Origin of the sequence: Paenibacillus sp. RC334 (assembly GCF_030034735.1) — a bacterium.
GTDB classification, from domain to species: Bacteria; Bacillota; Bacilli; order Paenibacillales; family Paenibacillaceae; genus Paenibacillus; species Paenibacillus terrae_A.
In genome coordinates this window covers 464,056-481,942 of record NZ_CP125370.1, presented here as the reverse complement: position 1 = coordinate 481,942, position 17,887 = coordinate 464,056, and the positions used below count along the sequence as shown (strand labels likewise).

The following is a 17,887-nucleotide window of genomic DNA, read 5'->3' as shown; positions in this document are numbered from 1 at the left end:
ACTTTTTCCTCTTAGCCGCATACTCGTTGATTTGAATGAGAGTAACTCCGTCCTCTTCGTACAGGATAACACCGTCGAAACCTTCTTTTGGGTAATCGTAGTAGACTGGCTGTTTTTCTATTGACCGTTCCCTCCACAGTCTTTCTTGATCGCTAATCACTACGCTGCAACCCCTTCCTCGGTATGCTCACAGACAACCTCGCCATAATCCCAACGCCGATATACCGCCGCAATTTTCTCCACTGCTTCATCCACGGACTGCTTAACGGTCGGCTGCGTAATCTCCATAATAGCCGCCGCTTCTTTCTGCGTAAGGTCTACGCCATAAACCCACGCAATAGCTTCCGTTTGCCGATCCGTCAAGCCTGCGGAATTAATAGCGCTATGCAAGTCGATTAGGATATCGCTGGCCGCCGTATCGCCGCGGAAGCGTGCGGAACTAATCCGGTGACGATCGCGGAGGAGGGAACGTACCCCCGCTGCGTCGTTTAGAGCGTATTTTACCGCATAACTGCGGTCAGATTTTGCGATGTCTACTTTAACGTGCCCCATTCGATATACCTCCGTTTTAAGCCGATTTCTTCGGCTGTTTTCGCTTATCAACGCCCACGCCGTCAAATACGCACGGTTTCATTTCGATAACGTCCTCCAAGCGGTCGAGGACTGCCTCCTCCGTTTTCTCCGTTATAACTCCGAATCCGTTGAGTTCTTCGAGTAACTCCGCCCGCTGTTCCTCCGCCATCTCTGCGATCAAGACGCGGGCAAATCCGAGTTGAAACAGCATGGAGCGATATACCTTCGGAAATACTTCACGAAGATACCGTAAGTACCCCCGCCGTATCGGAATTGGACACGCCATGCAACCAGTACGCGGCATAAATACGTTTAGTCCTTTCGCGACTAGATATTCCGCTGTTACTCGGTCAACAACGACGTCTTTTCCTGTGTAGGCGTCGTCAATTACGGCGTTCATATCGTAGATAGCGTTGTAAGGAAGGTCGTGCTTACGGACGTAGTTCCATACGTCCTCTTGTCGGTTGTTTCCGTAGTTAAACGAGTCAGCAAGCGCGGTCCACCAAAGGATAGGGCGACACACCCACGTTTTCCACGTGTGGGACGAGTAGAAATAATCTCCATCACGGCGGGCGGACATCCAACGCTGGCGAGACTCACCTGCGCGGACTCCGTTAAACATAATGTGCCAGCCGTTTTCCTTGATGGCCTTACGCATCGGCTTATGTTTGAGCGATCCGCAGCACTTTTCAACTACGGGCTCCTTATTGCCCACGCCGCCGCTCCGATCGCCCTTGCGCTTCAGGAGTGTATCGACTCCGTTTTCCTCGTATATCTTCCGAATCGTAGTGTCCGGACGTGCTTCAACGAGGTTAAGCGACCATTCTTCCGTTAGCTTTTTCGCGTATAGACGTGTCTGAGGGTACTCATTCAGCGTATTGTTCCAGACAGTGTCGAACGAGATGCCAAGCTCCATCGACACACGTCGAACGAGATGAAGTGTCAATAGTGAATCGACTCCGAACGAGCATGATACAACTACCCTCAATGCGTCTCCGTACTCTTCGATCCCCTTACGTAGCACTGTCCGGATGAGGTTGAGCGCGCGTTCCTCTTTCCACCCGAGTGTGGCCGTTTTGTGCCATTCCTCCGCACCCACAATCGACGCTTTAAGGAGTCGCGTATTTACCGTAGTTAATGCGCCGTAATCTTCCAAGTCACGCCGCCTCCTTTGTGTGTTGCGCCAGTCCGTTGTAATATTCGCTAACAGTGCGATCCTGCCACGTGAAATCAAACGTACTTACTCCGTCAATTTCCTCGCCAGCCCCAAGCGTAAGCTCGTTCCATCGGTACGGGCCTTCTGCATATGTTCGGCTTGCATCACGATAGCCGTCCCCGTCGTTGTTGGCGTGCTGGAACATAAACGCGGAGACGTCTTTGACGCTGTGCCACGAAGGTATATGCGGGTATAGGTTAGAGCGTATTAAGTATTCGTCGGTAAAGTCTTCGAGTAGCTCATCAAGTTGCGTGAGGCCGTCGCCCCACTTATCCGTACTCTTGCCTTGTTTGTCGTAACCAATATCGGTAACTTGCGCGAAATAGGCGGGAGTCTGTCCTGCGAGAAACTTTGCGTTAAACTGCGTGATATCCTCGTACCCGCCGCGCCTGAAGTTCGATCCCCAACGGTTTGTCGCAGCAGGGATAAGCGGAGTTCCTGGCGGTGCTTTCCGTACGATTAATACCTGCGTCGGAATCGTCGTACCGGTCAATGCGAACGTCTCGCCGGGCAACCCGATAGTAGCTACGTGCCAGCACGTTTTATAGAGTAGTTGACGCACCTTTTCCGCATAATTCGCGTAGTTGAGGCCCAGCGGAAGCACGAACGCGAGGTAGCCGCCGGGCTTGGTCGCCTTGATTGCGAGTTCGATAAACGCGACCTCCGACTTTCCCTTCGCGCGGCCTTTCGTGACACGTAGCGTCTCGAAGGTATCCGGTAAGTCGTCCAATGCTATATCGAGATTGACTCCGTACGGGGGATTACCAATCACATAATCGTAATAATCGCGCTGGGCGTGCATGAACGCGTCACCCTGGATTACGTTAGCGTGCGGATAAATAAGCGATGCAACTTTCGCGCTCGTCTCGTCCAGCTCCAGCGCTGTTATTTCCGCATACTCCGGCATATGTTCGATGAATACTCCGGAGCCCGCGGAAGGCTCAAGAAAACGCACGCCGGGAGAGAATGACCCGCCGGATAATCCGCATAGAGCCTCGACTATAAACCGCGCAACGTGTGTCGGCGTGTAAAACGCACCGCCTGCGTATGCGTTCGGCAATAACCCTCCCGTTGACGTGTAGTTATCGCGGAGAAACTGAACGTCCTCCTCCGTTATTTCTTCGCGCGGCTTCGCGACAATTGCCATACTTCGGACGTTTCCGTCCCATCTTGCTCGCGATGCTTTTCCGATGGAAATCTGCCTCCCTTTTTCGTATTGAGCGCAGCATCAACGTACTTACGCTAGGTCACTAAGTATGCCGAAGCCGCCGCCAGTCTATTGTGAATTATTCATACGTTGATTTTTGCGAATACTTTACGTGACTTCTCCGCCATCTCCGACAACGCCGCGTTCGTGTACTACGCTACACTCGATCCAAGCGTGCTCACACGAATCATGCACGAGGATAGGCTCCGGGTCATATACGCTAGTAACCGAATCACCTACGTAAATCTCGCCGCCACACCAAGCGCAGTGAGCGGAAATGCGTGGTTCATCGCGCGGGCCTGGCGGTCGAAACCGATCCATCGACGTCATCCTCGCCGCCCTCCTTCCCGTAAACACTTCGCAGGGCGGCCGCATAACCCACGCCATACCCTGCGTCATATCCACGTGAATAACCGTTGTTAGCCGCTTCTTCTACGGCTTTGCGTACACGCTCGTCGAACGTAGTCATTCCTGCCACTCCCCGGACAAATAAGCGAGGATCTCGTCAATTTGCGCGTGGAGGGCTTCGAGTGTTCCGCTATTGTCTACGGTGAAGTCCGCTGCGTACCCGTCGAGCGCCGTTTCCGTATCGTGCACGAGGTCAGCGTAGTTAAACACGTCGCCGGATTTGATTGCGCGGTCGATACGAACGGCGTCCGGAGCCTCGACGCGGATGAGTACGTAACCGGCGGACTTGAGTGCGTCGTACTCGTTTGGCTGGCGTACATCGGAAACGACTGCGCGGAATGGACGAGCAGGTACGGAAAGTACGACCTCACCGTTCGTTACGTACCCATGTGCCCGCCGCAGATATTCCGGGATGCTGTCGCGGTCCCATTCGATTGCTTCGAAACACTTCCGCACCCAAATGTCCGGATCGCGCTCACGCATCGTCTGCCCCAACCACTGGTAAAGTTCGCGCGGCTTCTCATCGGGTGCAGGCTCACCGAATAACTCGTGGGCGTAACGTTTTAGTTCGTCGCCAAACGCAAATTGCATGTAACCGTAGTTATCCGTAAGATAACGAGCTACTTCGTCTTTTCCGCTGCGGAGACGGCCAAGAAGTCCGATGTTGGGTAGCGTAGTCATTCGGCGGACACCTCCACAATACGGACAACTGCGGACGCGCTGGCTCCCTCGTCCATATTATCGACGAGTAATTCCCGGACGTCTTGAGACATCTGCGAGAATCGCTCCGTGAGTTCGCCATCGGACAAAGCCGCGAATACTTCCTCGCCCTCTGCGTCCAGTACCCACTCGGCCGACGCACTTATTACGAGCTTTTTACTCATCTGCTGGCACCTCCGTCCATTTATCATTTTCGTCGACGTACCACGCTAATTTTGCGCTTCTCTCAATAACGCCGATTCCGTAGTGATCGAGTCGGCGGCCGAAATGATACCGCAGCGCTCGTTTAGCGTGTGAAACGTGCTTATACGTCTTGTCGTAAATGACTTCGCTAGTTTCGCGGTCAATGATTGCGTAGAGTTTGTCGGTCATATTAAGCCGCCACCTCCTCGCGGGTGTCGTCGATGACTAATCCCGAATCATCTACGATTACTCCGTGTCTTGCAACCTCGGAGTCAAGGCATGCCTCTTGGGTCCCATGCGTATGCTCACACCATTCACCCGGAGTTATCGTATAAATATCTCCCTCATACTTAACGCGATCGTACATCCGAACCTCCGTAGGCTTCGGAACGGTCAGATATTCCGCAGGCACTTCGAGACCAAGCGCACGATACAGCGCTATTGCCTTTCCGATGTGTGCGTTAAATACGTCGCCTGGTGCGCACTTTGCGGTTCCACGTTCGCATACTTCACCGGGAAAGCACGCCCACTCTGCAAGAGCTGCAACGGTCCTTTTGTCACGACTGACTACGAACCGAATCGTCAAGGGTCCGTGATCTTCAAACGCAGGTATATCGCTAGTTTCCCAACCGAGTCCGCCAACTTCCGTAACCAACCGCTTAACGTCAGCCTTCGCACGCTCAACGATATCGTCCCGACGTTGCTGTCTCGCAGCTTTTATGTTCTGCTGCGTAGTTCTGTGACGTTTGAGCGATGCGATAACTTCCGTAGGTGTCACGGGTCGCGTCCTTGAATACGTCGTCGCCGCTTCCTTCAGCGCAGCAACCTCCGCTTCGAGTTTGCGGACATCGTACGCAATACTCTCGTCCATGATGTCGATGTCCTCCTGTGCTACGCGTATGTCGGTGCCCATACGCCGGACCGTTTCCTCTAACGTCTCCAATCGTAAGGCTAACGCGCTGATCGTAGCGGCCGCTTGGTCTTGCGCAGACTGTTCGGATAGGAGTGGCGCGGCGGTTAGCGGTTCGAGTACGCGGTACTCTCGGTGATAGAACAGCTTTCCGCTAGTGCTAGTCGCCAAATCCACGCCATCGTTTACCTGCGCAATTTCGAAAATGTCTCCGTTATGATAATCGGGAACATGACGACTGCCTTCCCATCTCGTTCCAGTTGCATCCGTCACGATTACGCGATCGCCTATCGTGGCCTTACGGTCGACCATGCGGAATCGTTCCGTACCGCTGATACGCCCCTTAATCGGAAGGTGAACGGTATCCGTCGGTTCCAAGACTGTGTATTCTTCGTCAAATACGTGGATATGCCCGTCTCCGCCCCATCCTCCAGCCGTTTCAACCGTCCGGACTCCGCCAGTGTCCCGAGCATGGACCGACATCACATCTCCCAACTCGTAGTCACCGAAAGATCCCTCTAGCTTGACGATTTTAATACGTTCACCTTCGGCTGCTTTCCGATTGACTTCGCGGTACTCGCGTTCCGTACCGTTGAGGGATTCGTCGGGAAGTACGGTGATATTCTCGCTGTTATCGTCCGTCTCAAGAATGAACCAATTACGGTAACTGTCCCCACCGGAGTCCGGAAGCTTCGTGTAGCCCCCGAAACCGCGGATCGTATATAAACGGTCATCTTCGTGAATAACCTCGTACCGCTCACCTACCGTTTGTCCAGCTACACCAGCCGTGTGACAACGCAAATACTTCGTCATATAATCCGCTCCTTTATGGTTTCCGATATATTAAATAAGGGGGAATAGCAATGAATGAAAAAGAAGAAGAGAAAATTAATAGGATTAAATTGATTTGTAAGAACTATGAAACGACGAGTGATTCAGACTTAAAGGTTCTCGAAAAGTATTACCTTGCTGAGGAAGATAACGCAAAACAAATGTCGTTGTTAGGTTCGTTGATAGCCTACGTGATACCGCTAGTCTTACTGACCGTGAATAAGCTCCTAGGTGACGGGCGAGATTGGTTTGCGATTTCCATAGCCGCTGCATACTTCTTAGGAGTATCCGGTACCCTGGTAGCTGCAACGGGGCTTCACTGGAGGACCGCCACAAATCTACGCGCGATCCAACTCGTTATGGAAGAACGCGAACGTTTAGCCGTCGCTTCCCAAAAACAACCGCCCGCCGAATATCCTTTACGTAGACGTCGATATGTCCGTCAGTAATCCGACCACCTCGATCCCAACACGTGCGGACTCCGACGCCTTCGATATCGACACGTGTACCGAACGGGATGGACTTCGGACAAGCTGCGGTTACTCCGTTCTTGACGCGCCTACCTGACGCAGTAATACCGTGTGTTGGCGTGAATCCATCGCCGAGTGCGTACGCGGTGACCACGTAAGTAGAAGACGGGGAATTGCCTGTTTTCTCCGTCTTTACTACGGGCGTTGGCGTCGGCTCATTCGGAGGATTGAGTGCGACTATTACCGCGATGAAGAGTTCGATAAATGTCCGCGAGACTACGCCACTCTCCTATTCGAATAAATTTACGTCGACCGTTTCGATAATCCGCGAATCGTTCAAATCGTTGACAAGTACGCCATACTCACGCGAGTTAACGTTGACCGCCGCTGTTAACGTATCGCCTTCGAGTCGGTCTGACCCGAGTCCTGCGATAATGACGCCGGTAATCTCACCGCGCCGAGCTGCGGCCGCCCAAGCTTCGAGTACGTCGGCGACGGCGTTGGGAAACGGGATGACTTCGGCTAGTTGCGGCTCGGTTACGGGCTCAAGCTCGAACACGCTACGCAATAAATACGACAACTCCGACTGTGACTTCCGCACTGACGTACCCTGCGTAAGGTTCTCCGCTCGGAAATACGACGCGTAACCTCCGCCTTTGTATTCAATATCCGTTGATAGCTGAATTTCATCCCCGACACGCCAGTCCGCGAAAGTCTTAGCGCGAGTCTTGCGCTTAACGGCTGTGATTTTGTACCGTGCGCTTGTTAACGTTATTTCGTTCATGCAGCGCCCTCCTTTTCGTGCTTCCAGACAGCCCTACGCCCTTCCTCAATCTCAGACTTCGTGATACCCTTTGATTGCAGGAGGTGCTCTACCACTATGAAATTTATAAACCCATGCGACTCAAACCTATATCTTCGAATAAATAAAGACTGTACATGGTACATGTCAAAGGCCACTAGACAATCTTTCGGAGTTGATGGCGAGCCCTTCTCTCTCCGAATCATATTTAAAGTATCCGAAGTGCCTAATAATTCATGTATCCTAGTAGGGTCACTAGATTATTTCCCCAACAAACGTGAAACCTTCGTCTTCTCAAAGCACGGCGAGTCGCGAAAGAATCCCGACGCTACGTACCTATACGGACACATAGGAACTCGTTACCAGTATTACGGAGTTGTTACGGACACATTCGATAAACCCCCACTCTATCTATTCGGAGCCGTTTAGCGTATAGCCTTGTGAATTACGAACGTCCAAAACAACGCGCAGACTCCGAGAATGAATCCGACTGATATCCGTTTCAATTAACCGCCGCCTCCTCGTAAGTTGCGTGAAAGATATCCGGCTTACGTGGATAGAACTCGCCCGCTACTCCTTTGATAACGAAATCTCCGTCGCATACGACCATACGTCCTCCCAACGTTTGGATGAAGTGTTCTGAACCGTCCCATTCAAGCGGATTTGATCCTAACGCGGCTATCACGTCACCGATCGTTGTCTTGCCGTAGATTACCTGGATTGCGTCTACCTCAACGGGTAGTTTCCGGTATTTAGGCACGTGCAGCCACCTCCAATTGACGCAGTCCTTCTTCCGTTGTAATCCCCGTATGTCCGAATCCGCCCGCCCCGCGCTCCGTCTCCGAAAGCTCGCCATCCGTCTCGATGAGATTGACGCGAGGAATCGGTAAGATGAACGCCTGAGCTACGCGGTCACCTTTACGGATGATACATTCGCCACTGAGCAGGTTCACCCCAACGGCCTCGCTTCCGTCAATAAACGTCGGCCACTCGCAATATTCGTCGATGGGCAAATCTGTATGGCTGTTATCGAACATCATCGCAACCTCACCGCGATAATCCGAGTCAATCACGCCGATTCCGTTTGGTTGCCGCAGCTTCGTCTTCAGCGCGACTCCTGACCGCATCGCTACGATCATTACGTAGCCCTCCGGAATTTCGAACGCGAGGCCGAGCGGTACTTTCTTCGTCTCGCCCGGCGCAATGATTACGCCCTCAACCGCTACGAGGTCGAAGGCGGCCGCGCCGGGCGTTGCGTATTGCGGGACTTTTGCGTCCGGATGTAGACGCTTGATTTTAACGTTCATTTACTCGTCCCCCTCGATTCCGTATCCTACGAAGTTTATAATTACGATGAGTAACGCCAGTATCGAGTCAACGCGATCCAACGTATAGCTTCCGGCAATTACCGATATAAGGACACCCGTCCAGTAAAGCGCGCACATCCAGTTTAGTACACGTATAGCCATTAGGCCGCCGCCCCTTCCGTAACAACGCTGTAGTCAACGTCAGTGTCGTCGATAATTGCGAATTGATCTTCGCCTATCCATCCGAGATCGTGCGTATGTCTCCACGCTTTGCCGTGACCACTTGCGTCGTACTGCTGTATGCGACTTGTTAACGTTGTCTCCCACGTATTGGTAAAGTAACGGTCAATTACGATCGCACCTACTCGCGGCTCATCCGGTTTCGGAGCATCCGTATACTCGCTCGGCACCATTAGGCCCAACGCGCGGCGGAGTGCAATCGCCTTGCCGATTTCTGCGTGGAATACGTCATCAGGTGCGGCTTTTGCGATACCCCTTGCGCGGACAGCACTTCCGCCTCGATACGTAATACACGCGGTTACTGCGCGTTTTTCGCAGTTAACGTAAAACTTTACGCGATAGAAATTCGAGTGAAATGGAGAAAGTTCGGGTAAGCGCGAGTCAACATCGCGTCCTATACGCTCCAACTCCGCTACGTCAGCGCGTGCTTTTTCGATAACGGCTGCGCGTGTTAATTCGGCCGGCTCCGTTTTAGTTACGTTAGATGCGCTGTCTCCGAGAATAGTGCGAATCGTATCGGCGTTGTCTCGAATGAATTGCGTAAAAGCGTCGGCTAGGGCTTCGTCAGAACCTAACGTCGCTACCGGTTCGAGTACGACGTATTCCCGATGAAAGACGCCGGGTCTGTTTCCGTTGATGTCGGCGTATACTCCGCTACCATCGACTTGAAGGACAGCTCCCTCAGCGCCCTCTCCGTAGCCGTACGCGAATTGCGGATTAACGATCCTAATTCGTTCCCCTACGTTTGCTATGCGGTTAACCTCACGATAATTCGTCATAATGCGAATCGCCTCCGTTTTAGTTTTGCGTTACTCGGCGGTTGTTTCCGCCTTACACTACGTTTGTTTCCAGCGGAATGTATTTCGCACAGTTGAGCGTAATGTTTTCCGCCTTTCATCTACTTCAACGGATGAGAAATGCGTCTCGCACACTTTTACGAAAATAAAAAAAAAACGGAGAAGCCCGAAGGCCCTCCGTTTACTTCCGACGCTTATCCGGTGCTCTCGCTGGTACCATCCGCATTAGCGCGTCAATCTTCCGCAGCTCAGCGTCCGTCAAATCACCGAACTCCGAAGCGTGGCGCAAAAACGGGTGTAGCCGAAACGTCCGTAACATCTCGCACATAACTACCGAAGACATACGTACACCTCCGTTTATCTAATCGGACACGCGCCGCCTTCACATCCATCCATCCCGTCAAGATCGGACTCGCCCGTTGTTTCATAACGTTGTAGCAGCGCCATATCGAACGGGCGCATAGCCGCGGCCAGCTCTTCGTATTTCTCACGTGTGATCGCTTCGTAAGGCGCAAGGTCGTACGAACCGCCGTCCAGCGCAAGGAAAGACACCGCTGTAAACTCGTCCCAACGCGAATATACGATTTCCTCGGCGATCTCCCACTCGTGCGGGCGCACCGTGATCGTGTTCGACGAGTTGTGTTCGGTGTAATACCGCTGAAAATCGAAATACGTATCGAGTTGTTCGGCCGCGCTGACGTCGTCCTTCGTACGCGCTGCGCCAGAAGCGACCGGAAAGTCGATGACGTACGTACGTGCGTTTTCCATACACTCTAAATACGTTTCGCCGGGCGTACCGACTTCGGGATTTACCGTCCAGCCGAGGTCGATAACCGCTTTTGCGAGCGGATCGGCCGCGTTAATACGGATACGGCGAATATAATACGGAGAATGCGACCAGTGCAAGCCGGATGAGACTCCACCCGCCACCTGCGAAATCGTACCTTCCGGTTTAACCGTTGTAACGAGAAGAGGTGCTGACACACGTAGTTCTTTTGCGTAACGGTCCGCTTCTGAGCGCGCGATTGCGCCTAGTTCTTCTAACGTTTCCGCCTCGTACCCGCCGACCTCTCGCGTTACTGCGGCAAACGCATCCTTAACGCCTGTGAGCGACGTGCCGAGTAGTCTGTCGCGCTGCTGAACCGTATTCCAATGCGGAATCTCAAGCTCCGCAAGAGTCATACGCATACCACAACGAGCGGACAAGGCTTGCGCCTCCTTCAGCGCGTCCCAATCGAACGTTGCATCTGCGCGGACAAACGCCGTCAGATTAACGGTCGTCAAGTTGCATACGCCGTACGAATCGAGAAGGATTTCCGCGCATGGGTTTAGACCTTCCGCATTCGGACGACGTCTACGCGCTTCCTCCAGATTTACGAAGCCCGGCTCGCCTTCCGCTTGCATCATCGTAAATACAAGGTTAAGGAACTCACGCGAAGGTTGCTCCGTAAATGCGATCGAGTTATTCGACATCCGGCGATGATGCAACGGACGGGCATTCGGATCGAACGTCGGTAAGCTCTCCAGGAATCGCGCCTCCTTTTCGAGACCGAGCGCGCGAGTCTTTTCGATTACCTTCGCGTGCTTATCTGCGTCCCAAATACCGTTGAGTCCGTACTTTGCGAAGATACATTCGTAGTCATCTGCGTCCATAAGGAAGATTTCCGCAGTACGTCGCACGCCCCCGACCACTACGTTATTACCGATGAGGTTTCCGATATCGAGGATGTGAATCGGGCGTACCTGCTGGTATCCGCGAGGATCAGCTTGCTGTAGCGTATATCCGGTTGATTCGTGATCAAACGGAGCCATTACGTCATCTAGCGGAGCCAGTCCCGGGTCGATCTCATTTTTGAGTACGCGATCAATCCCTGCGAACATTTCACGTAAAGGCTCCGGACCGGACGCCGTACCTCCGAAAGTGTTCAGACGCTCGCCATTTGGCCGTACGGAATTATACGAAATCTTAATCGTATGGATGTGTTCGTATTCCGGCTTCGTAAGGATATCGAGGTACAGGCGCAAGGACTCGACCCACCCCTCCTTACTGTCGCCTACGTAAATCTTCGCGTAGCCGTTCGCCATATCACGAAGCTGCGTATGCTCGTAGCGCGCGGCCTTCGGAACGGGCTCATACTCCGAATGAAGTAGCGTCGTGTTAGAACGGATAGGTGCGAGATTGTCGGCCATTTCTTTTGTACATTTGAAGCCGGTACCGGTGCCGACAAGCAACAAGTAAAACATGTCGCCAAGGTCCGACCACGATGCAATATTAATAAACGAACAGTTAAAATTTGCCAATGGGTACTTCTCGGCGACACCGTTCTCCGCGCCTCCGACCCACAACGTCCGCCCACTGAGGAACTGCCGCAAATGGAACATATTTTCGAATAGTAGCTCGGCTTCTTTACGATGCCACTCGATGGCCGCACCGTATCCGATTTGGTCCATATGCTTAACGCCGAGGCCGAAGTTATATTCCGTAGCGCGTCTGACGGTTTCTTTCCACGTTTCGCGTCGGCCTTGTTCCGGGAGCCAGCGCGAGTATGTTCGTAAGTAAACGAAATGGCCGAGCGGATTCATTTCCGCAGGAAAGTCCGGGTATCGTCCAATAAACTCATCCGTTAATAATTGCATGTTAGCGCATCTCTCCCATTCTCTTTTCTACTTCCGCAAGCTTTGCGCGTGTCTCCGCCAGTTGGCGCTCGTACTCCGCGACGTCGAGTCTCTTATAAACAAGCGCGTGTGTAAGCCTGCCGATCTGCTGGTGTAGGCTAAGTGCATAGCGTACGTAAACGTCCTCTTCCTCCGTCATGACAGCGCCACATCCGCGTACTTCCGCACTAACGGACGGATAACTCGCGCAATATCCTCGTCAGCCATTGCGTTCAGCTCTGGCGTGTCCGTCAACTCTTCGAATCTTACGATTTCAGCTTCGGTAAGGACTTCGGACGGGTCGCCGCCTACGTCCTGAAGCGTAGACGATAACGCTCCGCAAATAATCAACGCGTGTAATTTTTCGTCAGATATTACGTTACTCATTCCGCAACAGCCTCCCGTAGTAAATTACGTACAGCTTCCTCCGCATCCTCAACACGGCCGGGAACGCGGACATACACATCCAAGTAACCGCCGGTGCTTGTATACACCTTCGCCCCTATTCGAGTGCCTGTCGTCGCGACACGTTGCACAGTTGTTGAATACATTTCGACGATATCGTAGTCAATCTCGGTAACGTAAATTCTCGCACTCACGCCGCAACTCCCTCCGTATCTATTAAGCCCTCACGTATCAAATACGCCAGCGCCACCGCACACGCATCCGAGTCGTCATATCCCGTTTTAAATACGTAGTCCTCATCTAGCCGCAACAATCTCCGCACAGCCTCCGCTACTTCCGCCTTCTCTGCCTTGCCATTTCCAGCGACTAGTCGCTTAACTGACGTAGGCGCTAACGCAGGCTTTAAATCCGCCGCCTGATATCCGTAGGAGTACAACGCACGATCTGCCGCAGCCCACGAGCTGAATATCGTTTGCGTAGCGCGCTTATTCCGGCCAGCCGTAAAGTCCTCGCGAACAACGTGGTCGAACGGACGATGCTCGCGTACAAATTGCGCTACGAACGACTCAACGATGTAATTACGTACGGCGTCCGGGTCGTCGGTCGACGTTGCAACGGAAGAACAAGCGACGAGATACGGTTGCCTGTTCCGTACCTCAATCGCAGCAATGCCAGGCGATAACGATAAGTCGAGTCCGAGTACGCGTAACGGCCTAGGCCGCGTCGTCTTCGCCAATTCGCAACACCTCCGCTGATTTCTCACGGATGATCTCCGCCATCATCGCCAGTTGCTCGTCGGCCGTAAACTCGTACTCTAACCGCTCACCCATATCGTAGAGCACGCTTGCATCCTCGTCGGGCAGTAGCCCTCGTAAGACGCCCCCGTGCTTAGCGAACGCTATCAGTAACGCAGATAGGACGATATAATCACGCGCGTCATAAGCACGCTCAATCTGCTTGCGTTCTTCTAGACGTTTACGTGCGTCCTCTTTATCCTGGCGTGTAGCCCTGAATACTCCGTCTTTCTTTGGCTCCTCTTCGGACTTCCCCTCCACGAATCCCGCTGCGAATGCCCAAATCGCAAGCAGTGCGAAGATGATACGCGTCCACCAGTCCGAGTCCCCTCCGAAAATTAACGCTAAGGCGAGCAATCCGCCGAGCGACACCGAGAACACCACACCTACGTACATAACTCCGTTGCTGATTCTTCGTCCGTAATTCATTGCGTCATCTCCTTAACGTAATTTCGATTCATCAAACGGCTCAAACGTTATCTGTCCGGGACAGCTCTGCATTTTTCCGTTGCGGAAGTATTTACGCCAAATGTCGCCAGCCTCTTCACCATCGCCGCTCAATTGGAAAAGAACGTCAGGGAACCGCTTAGAGAATACGCGCATATCCGCCTCGTGTTCGTACCATTTACACGAGTCAGCACATTCACCGATAGCGAACGCGAGGTCATCTTCGTCCTCGATCGCCTGTCGAACCTCGGGTAAATCCGGAGTTAACTCAACGCTGTAATCCGTACTGTATCCCATTTACGCAGCCTCCTTCGTTTGACCCTCCGTCACTTCCGCACGAATCCGCATAATATCCGCCAACGCCTCGCTCGGTCCGCGCTTCTTCCAGTCCGGTAATGACGAATGATTCAGCGCGATTACCTTGCGTTCCAGTTTCGTGATTTCTGCTTCGGTAAGAGAAACTGCGATCGTGCGCTTGAAGTCGTTAAAAAGCCACTTATCGAGGTCGAGAGCTGGCGCGTCGCCCGTTTCGGCTGCGTGAACAATGCCCGCAAAATGGTCGAGTACGTCGTTACGCATCTCGTCCGTAATGTATAAACCGAACGCCAGGATATCCGGGTTCTTCGCGAACTCATCTTCCGTCATATTCCACGACTTCTTCGAACCGTTAACGTAGAGGATGACGTAATAATCGACGTCGTACATTACGGAGTAGCAGATGCATTGCTTAACGTGGTCCTCCTTCGGACCTTTCCGTGCAGAGAACCCGGACGTCATCGAATACGTTGTCTGCTTCGATTTGATTTCGAGACCGACACGCATTATTTCGCCATCTTCGGAAACGTAGAGCATAATGCCGTCGCATGTACCGTAGAGTGCGAACGTCTTCCCTCCGTGTTCGATTACGCGACTAACCTTTGCGAAGTCCTCGAACATCGGCTCGCCGCGACCGTTATATTCAAACGAAAACTTTGACGGAGGCTGCGGATTGTGCTTATCTGCGAAGAGGATATCGCGTTGGATCGTATCTCCGATCGCTGTACCTATGCGGGTCCATCGTCCTTGGTGCGCGGGCTGGCCCGTCTTCTCCTTTTTGGCCCCGCGCATCTTTTCGTAGAGGCCGCGAGCATCCGCGTTAGCTGACGAAGGAGAGAAATACGGAATACCTCGCGGCGGCCACAGCTTGCGGGATTTATCCGTAAGGAAATCCGCATACCAGCGATGAATCTGTGCGACGAGAGCATCGTCGTATACTTCGGGACTCTTATGCCAGGCGTTAAGGTGAAGCGTGAAGTCTTGCGCGATTTTATTTGCGAGTTCTTGCGACAGTCAAACCGCCTCCTTGGTTTTCGTAATCGTCCGTACAATCGCACCAGGCGGTACGTAAGTCAACGGTCTTTCCTCGCTGTCAATCACAACATTACTATATGTGATTCCGTTAACTTCCGCCTTCTCTCGCAGGATTGCGTAAAGTTGCAACGTAGCCTCCACGTCATTCATAGCGCGGTGGTGGCCGTTTAGTTCAACGCCATATCGTTGGCATACATCCGCGAGACTTGCGGATTCGTCTGGATCGACTAAGCGGGACATGGCGCGAGTGCAGGCGAACCCTAGCGTAAACATAGGCAACGGCGCAAAGGATAAATCAAACGGAGCGTTATGCACGATGGCGGTCGACTCGATTAGGAACCGGCGTAACGATGTTCTAACGCAAGCTACGTCAGGAGCACCGCGCAAATCCTCTGTCTTAATCCCAGTCAACTCCGTGATGAACTCCGGAATCTCCACACCAGGCGGCAGCGCAACGTACGTCTGGAATCGTCCAATTTCGCGGATATAACCGCCGGGCCCAACTTCCGCTCGGATAGCGGCAATTTCCGTAATGTGATCGGTGGTGGCGTCAAGGCCCGTTGTTTCTATGTCAATTACCGTTACGATTTCGTTCATTTACGCAACCTCCTTCGTTATTACCTTCCAGCCGTAAGCGGAGCCCTTCTTCGTCTCCTCTAGCGTACGACTCGTCAACTGAAACCCGTTAATAAAATCAAACACATCGGACATATATAGCGGATAACGCTGGCCGGATCGTGTATCCTCTACGATAAGCCCCGCACTTGATCTCGAACTGAGCCAGTCAACAACCGTGAAATCGCCGAAAACTTGGCGTTTGTCTCTTGTAGCCTTGCGACAGTAACAGCGGCAATCGTAGCAATATCCGCGCTCATCCTCGTTACCGCACTCAGGGCACATGAGAATGTTTATCTTGCCGTTAGCCACCTACGCAGCCCTCCCCGAAACATATCGAATTGTCGTAACTTCCTGCGGCACGACTTCCTCGATGTTGACCGAAAAATCTCCGCCATCCTGCATTTCAGTTGCGGGAACTTCACGCCAAACGGAGAAGTACGCGACCTTTCCGTCGTCCTGCGTAACGCGGTATACGTCCGTTTGGTAGTTAGTCCAGCGACCACCGTCTTCAAACGAAGAATCGATTTTCTCACTCACGTACCCTACCGGCTTGTAGCGGTCGAGGATCGTGTCAACTTCTTCGTGCGTCTCGTCCCACGCCTCACCCTCGTACTCGCTTCCGATCAATTCACGCAGCTTCTCAATTACGTTTTCCATTTACGCAGCCTCCTCGTACTTATTCGCAAATTCCGGTAGCGGACAGCAATTCTTGTAATCCCACTCGTCCGGCCCGTACTCCTGCATCCAGCGCGGTTCAATCACGATATCCGTCACGAGCGGTACACTAAACGTAACTGTCTGCGTCATAATCTCGTCGATAAGCGCGATCGTCTCTCGCGTTAATTGTTCGTTAGGTATCGAATTTTTGATCTCATCGTGAATGGACGCATTAAACTCCCAACCCCGCGCTCGACACTCTTGGGCGTTACGGATACCGATTCGTTTCAGCACATCCGCGCCAGTCCCTTGAATCACGGCGTTAAATGACGCGCGTTCCCAATATCCGATAAGCCCGCGCTTCTCGGACAACACGTCGATTTCGTCCTGAATCCGCAGCATCTTCGCGGAATCTAACACACTGAGTTTCGGCTTATTCCGAAGTGCTTTCCGTTCCGTATATAGCCGGATCAGGCGCTGCTCATTCTTGGCCGCAGCCGCCGCAGCACTCTTGTAATCCGGAAATCTCCGCTTACGTCCGTCCAACGTTTCGACGTAACCGTGTTTACGCATAAACTCGCGGATGTCCGCAACCATCGTTTTAAACGACGGAAAGGTACGGTCGAAATTTTCGAAGAACATCGCAGCTACGTCATCACTAACGCCCATCTTCTTCGCAAATGACTTCGGCGACTGATCGTACGATACCGCGAGTTGACCTGTCTTCATCATCCTGCGTGGTTGGAATGTGTGCGTCGGGTCGTACGCCTTATCTACGCAATACTCCTGGGGCAAATCGAAAGTCATCATCGCCATCGTCGTATAAAGGTCAACGCCGTCAACGAAGATTTGACGCATGGAGTTATCGCCATATCGCGTATACATGATGTGGCTCATTATTCTAGGCTCTATTTGCCCTAGGTCAGCGCCGACGAACGTAGAGCCAGGGCGGGGTATAAACTGATTACGTACAGAGGTTCCTGCGCCCTTTGACGGCATATTCTGCAAATTCGTGCCTTTAGGGACTTTGCGCTCGTCAGTGATGAGCTTACGGACGATAGCGTGGTAATTTGCATCAGTTATCGTGACCAAATGGCATACCGTCCTTATCGTAGAGTGGTGACATGCCTCCTATTCCGTTCGATGTAGTACTAGAACTTAGCGCTGCGTAATAAATGCCCGTCTCCTTATCTCTTACAGTAGTTATCACGGTAGTTGTATCTATAAAATCCCGACTTATAAACTCGAATCGTATGTTCATAGCAGTTTTTTCTTTAACGCTATCCGTACTCTCGCC

The 17,887-nt window shown here is 52.5% G+C and carries 29 protein-coding genes; 1 reads left to right on the top strand and 28 read right to left on the bottom strand.

What is annotated here, in order from left to right:
• Positions 1 to 159 precede the first annotated feature (159 nt).
• The 9 genes from QMK20_RS02325 to QMK20_RS02285 all read right to left on the bottom strand — a co-directional run bounded on the left by QMK20_RS02325 (position 160) and on the right by QMK20_RS02285 (position 6,030).
• Positions 160 to 552: a sigma factor-like helix-turn-helix DNA-binding protein gene (locus QMK20_RS02325; RefSeq protein WP_283654421.1), complete on the bottom strand. Its 393-nt coding sequence runs from the start codon at positions 550 to 552 to the stop codon at positions 160 to 162.
• A gap of 16 nt (positions 553 to 568) precedes the next feature.
• Entirely contained in the window at positions 569 to 1,597 is a 1,029-nt protein-coding gene (locus QMK20_RS02320; RefSeq protein ID WP_283656175.1) for a phosphoadenosine phosphosulfate reductase family protein, read from the bottom strand.
• A 133-nt stretch (positions 1,598 to 1,730) separates the two neighbouring features.
• Positions 1,731 to 2,936, bottom strand: coding sequence for an HsdM family class I SAM-dependent methyltransferase (locus QMK20_RS02315; RefSeq protein ID WP_283654420.1), 1,206 nt, complete (start codon positions 2,934 to 2,936; stop codon positions 1,731 to 1,733).
• A 168-nt stretch (positions 2,937 to 3,104) separates the two neighbouring features.
• Entirely contained in the window at positions 3,105 to 3,326 is a 222-nt protein-coding gene (locus QMK20_RS02310) for a hypothetical protein (RefSeq protein WP_283654419.1), read from the bottom strand.
• Positions 3,283 to 3,465, bottom strand: coding sequence for a hypothetical protein (locus tag QMK20_RS02305; RefSeq protein ID WP_283654418.1), 183 nt, complete (start codon positions 3,463 to 3,465; stop codon positions 3,283 to 3,285). Before QMK20_RS02305 ends, QMK20_RS02310 begins: the two co-directional genes overlap by 44 nt.
• Positions 3,462 to 4,085: a nucleoside/nucleotide kinase family protein gene (locus QMK20_RS02300; RefSeq protein ID WP_283654417.1), complete on the bottom strand. Its 624-nt coding sequence runs from the start codon at positions 4,083 to 4,085 to the stop codon at positions 3,462 to 3,464. The genes QMK20_RS02305 and QMK20_RS02300 overlap by 4 nt, the downstream gene beginning before the upstream one ends.
• Positions 4,082 to 4,288, bottom strand: a complete 207-nt coding sequence (locus tag QMK20_RS02295) for a hypothetical protein (RefSeq protein WP_283654416.1) — start codon at positions 4,286 to 4,288, stop codon at positions 4,082 to 4,084. The genes QMK20_RS02300 and QMK20_RS02295 overlap by 4 nt, the downstream gene beginning before the upstream one ends.
• Positions 4,281 to 4,496 carry a hypothetical protein gene (locus tag QMK20_RS02290; protein ID WP_283654415.1) on the bottom strand — a complete coding sequence of 72 codons (216 nt, stop codon included), beginning with the start codon at positions 4,494 to 4,496 and terminating at the stop codon, positions 4,281 to 4,283. The genes QMK20_RS02295 and QMK20_RS02290 overlap by 8 nt, the downstream gene beginning before the upstream one ends.
• 1 nt (position 4,497) lies before the next feature.
• Complete coding sequence (locus QMK20_RS02285) at positions 4,498 to 6,030, bottom strand: hypothetical protein (RefSeq protein WP_283654414.1); 1,533 nt, start codon at positions 6,028 to 6,030, stop codon at positions 4,498 to 4,500.
• 50 nt (positions 6,031 to 6,080) lie between these two features.
• On the opposite strand from QMK20_RS02285, the gene QMK20_RS02280 reads away from it, so the two are divergent.
• Positions 6,081 to 6,497, top strand: coding sequence for a hypothetical protein (locus QMK20_RS02280; protein ID WP_283654413.1), 417 nt, complete (start codon positions 6,081 to 6,083; stop codon positions 6,495 to 6,497).
• A 310-nt stretch (positions 6,498 to 6,807) separates the two neighbouring features.
• On the opposite strand, the gene QMK20_RS02275 is transcribed toward QMK20_RS02280, so the two are convergent.
• The 19 genes from QMK20_RS02275 to QMK20_RS27515 form a co-directional block, all read right to left on the bottom strand.
• A complete protein-coding gene (locus QMK20_RS02275) occupies positions 6,808 to 7,302 on the bottom strand; it encodes a hypothetical protein (protein WP_283654412.1) in 495 nt (164 codons plus the stop codon).
• A 520-nt stretch (positions 7,303 to 7,822) separates the two neighbouring features.
• Positions 7,823 to 8,080, bottom strand: a complete 258-nt coding sequence (locus QMK20_RS02270; protein WP_283654411.1) for a hypothetical protein — start codon at positions 8,078 to 8,080, stop codon at positions 7,823 to 7,825.
• Complete coding sequence (locus tag QMK20_RS02265; RefSeq protein ID WP_283654410.1) at positions 8,073 to 8,627, bottom strand: dUTP diphosphatase; 555 nt, start codon at positions 8,625 to 8,627, stop codon at positions 8,073 to 8,075. Before QMK20_RS02265 ends, QMK20_RS02270 begins: the two co-directional genes overlap by 8 nt.
• Positions 8,628 to 8,789, bottom strand: coding sequence for a hypothetical protein (locus tag QMK20_RS02260; RefSeq protein WP_283654409.1), 162 nt, complete (start codon positions 8,787 to 8,789; stop codon positions 8,628 to 8,630).
• The gene (locus QMK20_RS02255) at positions 8,789 to 9,646 is read right to left on the bottom strand and encodes a hypothetical protein (RefSeq protein WP_283654408.1); all 858 of its coding nucleotides are present in this window, start codon (positions 9,644 to 9,646) and stop codon (positions 8,789 to 8,791) included. The genes QMK20_RS02260 and QMK20_RS02255 overlap by 1 nt, the downstream gene beginning before the upstream one ends.
• Before the next feature lie 199 nt (positions 9,647 to 9,845).
• Entirely contained in the window at positions 9,846 to 10,007 is a 162-nt protein-coding gene (locus QMK20_RS02250; RefSeq protein WP_283654407.1) for a hypothetical protein, read from the bottom strand.
• A 14-nt stretch (positions 10,008 to 10,021) separates the two neighbouring features.
• The gene (nrdJ, locus tag QMK20_RS02245; RefSeq protein ID WP_283654406.1) at positions 10,022 to 12,301 is read right to left on the bottom strand and encodes a ribonucleoside-triphosphate reductase, adenosylcobalamin-dependent; all 2,280 of its coding nucleotides are present in this window, start codon (positions 12,299 to 12,301) and stop codon (positions 10,022 to 10,024) included.
• A gap of 1 nt (position 12,302) precedes the next feature.
• The gene (locus QMK20_RS02240; RefSeq protein ID WP_283654405.1) at positions 12,303 to 12,479 is read right to left on the bottom strand and encodes a hypothetical protein; all 177 of its coding nucleotides are present in this window, start codon (positions 12,477 to 12,479) and stop codon (positions 12,303 to 12,305) included.
• Positions 12,476 to 12,706 (bottom strand): hypothetical protein, encoded by a 231-nt coding sequence (locus QMK20_RS02235; protein ID WP_283654404.1) that lies wholly within the window; start codon positions 12,704 to 12,706, stop codon positions 12,476 to 12,478. The genes QMK20_RS02240 and QMK20_RS02235 overlap by 4 nt, the downstream gene beginning before the upstream one ends.
• Complete coding sequence (locus QMK20_RS02230; RefSeq protein ID WP_283654403.1) at positions 12,703 to 12,918, bottom strand: hypothetical protein; 216 nt, start codon at positions 12,916 to 12,918, stop codon at positions 12,703 to 12,705. Before QMK20_RS02230 ends, QMK20_RS02235 begins: the two co-directional genes overlap by 4 nt.
• The gene (locus tag QMK20_RS02225; protein ID WP_283654402.1) at positions 12,915 to 13,460 is read right to left on the bottom strand and encodes a crossover junction endodeoxyribonuclease RuvC; all 546 of its coding nucleotides are present in this window, start codon (positions 13,458 to 13,460) and stop codon (positions 12,915 to 12,917) included. The genes QMK20_RS02230 and QMK20_RS02225 overlap by 4 nt, the downstream gene beginning before the upstream one ends.
• Positions 13,438 to 13,947 carry a hypothetical protein gene (locus tag QMK20_RS02220; RefSeq protein ID WP_283654401.1) on the bottom strand — a complete coding sequence of 170 codons (510 nt, stop codon included), beginning with the start codon at positions 13,945 to 13,947 and terminating at the stop codon, positions 13,438 to 13,440. The genes QMK20_RS02225 and QMK20_RS02220 overlap by 23 nt, the downstream gene beginning before the upstream one ends.
• A 12-nt stretch (positions 13,948 to 13,959) precedes the next feature.
• Positions 13,960 to 14,262 (bottom strand): hypothetical protein, encoded by a 303-nt coding sequence (locus tag QMK20_RS02215; protein WP_283654400.1) that lies wholly within the window; start codon positions 14,260 to 14,262, stop codon positions 13,960 to 13,962.
• Positions 14,263 to 15,072, bottom strand: a complete 810-nt coding sequence (locus QMK20_RS02210; RefSeq protein WP_283654399.1) for a hypothetical protein — start codon at positions 15,070 to 15,072, stop codon at positions 14,263 to 14,265. It abuts the gene before it with no gap.
• Between the two features lie 222 nt (positions 15,073 to 15,294).
• Positions 15,295 to 15,912, bottom strand: a complete 618-nt coding sequence (locus QMK20_RS02205) for a 3'-5' exonuclease (RefSeq protein WP_283654398.1) — start codon at positions 15,910 to 15,912, stop codon at positions 15,295 to 15,297.
• Positions 15,913 to 16,242 carry a hypothetical protein gene (locus tag QMK20_RS02200; RefSeq protein ID WP_283654397.1) on the bottom strand — a complete coding sequence of 110 codons (330 nt, stop codon included), beginning with the start codon at positions 16,240 to 16,242 and terminating at the stop codon, positions 15,913 to 15,915.
• On the bottom strand, positions 16,243 to 16,590 hold the full coding sequence (locus QMK20_RS02195) for a hypothetical protein (protein WP_283654396.1): 348 nt from the start codon (positions 16,588 to 16,590) through the stop codon (positions 16,243 to 16,245).
• The gene (locus QMK20_RS02190) at positions 16,591 to 17,682 is read right to left on the bottom strand and encodes a DNA polymerase (RefSeq protein ID WP_283654395.1); all 1,092 of its coding nucleotides are present in this window, start codon (positions 17,680 to 17,682) and stop codon (positions 16,591 to 16,593) included. It abuts the gene before it with no gap.
• Positions 17,666 to 17,851 (bottom strand): DUF6440 family protein, encoded by a 186-nt coding sequence (locus QMK20_RS27515; RefSeq protein ID WP_404580111.1) that lies wholly within the window; start codon positions 17,849 to 17,851, stop codon positions 17,666 to 17,668. The genes QMK20_RS02190 and QMK20_RS27515 overlap by 17 nt, the downstream gene beginning before the upstream one ends.
• Positions 17,852 to 17,887: the final 36 nt, after the last annotated feature.

What these genes read in the sequence shown, in the direction of transcription:
- QMK20_RS02325 (WP_283654421.1), bottom strand. Translation starts at nt 552, where the DNA reads ATGGGGCACGTTAAAGTAGACATCGCAAAATCTGACCGCAGTTATGCG.
- QMK20_RS02315 (WP_283654420.1), bottom strand. Translation starts at nt 2,936, where the DNA reads ATGGCAATTGTCGCGAAGCCGCGCGAAGAAATAACGGAGGAGGACGTT.
- QMK20_RS02310 (WP_283654419.1), bottom strand. Translation starts at nt 3,326, where the DNA reads ATGACGTCGATGGATCGGTTTCGACCGCCAGGCCCGCGCGATGAACCA.
- QMK20_RS02305 (WP_283654418.1), bottom strand. Translation starts at nt 3,465, where the DNA reads ATGACTACGTTCGACGAGCGTGTACGCAAAGCCGTAGAAGAAGCGGCT.
- QMK20_RS02300 (WP_283654417.1), bottom strand. Translation starts at nt 4,085, where the DNA reads ATGACTACGCTACCCAACATCGGACTTCTTGGCCGTCTCCGCAGCGGA.
- QMK20_RS02295 (WP_283654416.1), bottom strand. Translation starts at nt 4,288, where the DNA reads ATGAGTAAAAAGCTCGTAATAAGTGCGTCGGCCGAGTGGGTACTGGAC.
- QMK20_RS02290 (WP_283654415.1), bottom strand. Translation starts at nt 4,496, where the DNA reads ATGACCGACAAACTCTACGCAATCATTGACCGCGAAACTAGCGAAGTC.
- QMK20_RS02285 (WP_283654414.1), bottom strand. Translation starts at nt 6,030, where the DNA reads ATGACGAAGTATTTGCGTTGTCACACGGCTGGTGTAGCTGGACAAACG.
- QMK20_RS02280 (WP_283654413.1), top strand. Translation starts at nt 6,081, where the DNA reads ATGAATGAAAAAGAAGAAGAGAAAATTAATAGGATTAAATTGATTTGT.
- QMK20_RS02275 (WP_283654412.1), bottom strand. Translation starts at nt 7,302, where the DNA reads ATGAACGAAATAACGTTAACAAGCGCACGGTACAAAATCACAGCCGTT.
- QMK20_RS02265 (WP_283654410.1), bottom strand. Translation starts at nt 8,627, where the DNA reads ATGAACGTTAAAATCAAGCGTCTACATCCGGACGCAAAAGTCCCGCAA.
- QMK20_RS02260 (WP_283654409.1), bottom strand. Translation starts at nt 8,789, where the DNA reads ATGGCTATACGTGTACTAAACTGGATGTGCGCGCTTTACTGGACGGGT.
- QMK20_RS02255 (WP_283654408.1), bottom strand. Translation starts at nt 9,646, where the DNA reads ATGACGAATTATCGTGAGGTTAACCGCATAGCAAACGTAGGGGAACGA.
- QMK20_RS02250 (WP_283654407.1), bottom strand. Translation starts at nt 10,007, where the DNA reads ATGTCTTCGGTAGTTATGTGCGAGATGTTACGGACGTTTCGGCTACAC.
- nrdJ (WP_283654406.1), bottom strand. Translation starts at nt 12,301, where the DNA reads ATGCAATTATTAACGGATGAGTTTATTGGACGATACCCGGACTTTCCT.
- QMK20_RS02240 (WP_283654405.1), bottom strand. Translation starts at nt 12,479, where the DNA reads ATGACGGAGGAAGAGGACGTTTACGTACGCTATGCACTTAGCCTACAC.
- QMK20_RS02235 (WP_283654404.1), bottom strand. Translation starts at nt 12,706, where the DNA reads ATGAGTAACGTAATATCTGACGAAAAATTACACGCGTTGATTATTTGC.
- QMK20_RS02220 (WP_283654401.1), bottom strand. Translation starts at nt 13,947, where the DNA reads ATGAATTACGGACGAAGAATCAGCAACGGAGTTATGTACGTAGGTGTG.
- QMK20_RS02215 (WP_283654400.1), bottom strand. Translation starts at nt 14,262, where the DNA reads ATGGGATACAGTACGGATTACAGCGTTGAGTTAACTCCGGATTTACCC.
- QMK20_RS02210 (WP_283654399.1), bottom strand. Translation starts at nt 15,072, where the DNA reads ATGCGCGGGGCCAAAAAGGAGAAGACGGGCCAGCCCGCGCACCAAGGA.
- QMK20_RS02205 (WP_283654398.1), bottom strand. Translation starts at nt 15,912, where the DNA reads ATGAACGAAATCGTAACGGTAATTGACATAGAAACAACGGGCCTTGAC.
- QMK20_RS02195 (WP_283654396.1), bottom strand. Translation starts at nt 16,590, where the DNA reads ATGGAAAACGTAATTGAGAAGCTGCGTGAATTGATCGGAAGCGAGTAC.
- QMK20_RS27515 (WP_404580111.1), bottom strand. Translation starts at nt 17,851, where the DNA reads ATGAACATACGATTCGAGTTTATAAGTCGGGATTTTATAGATACAACT.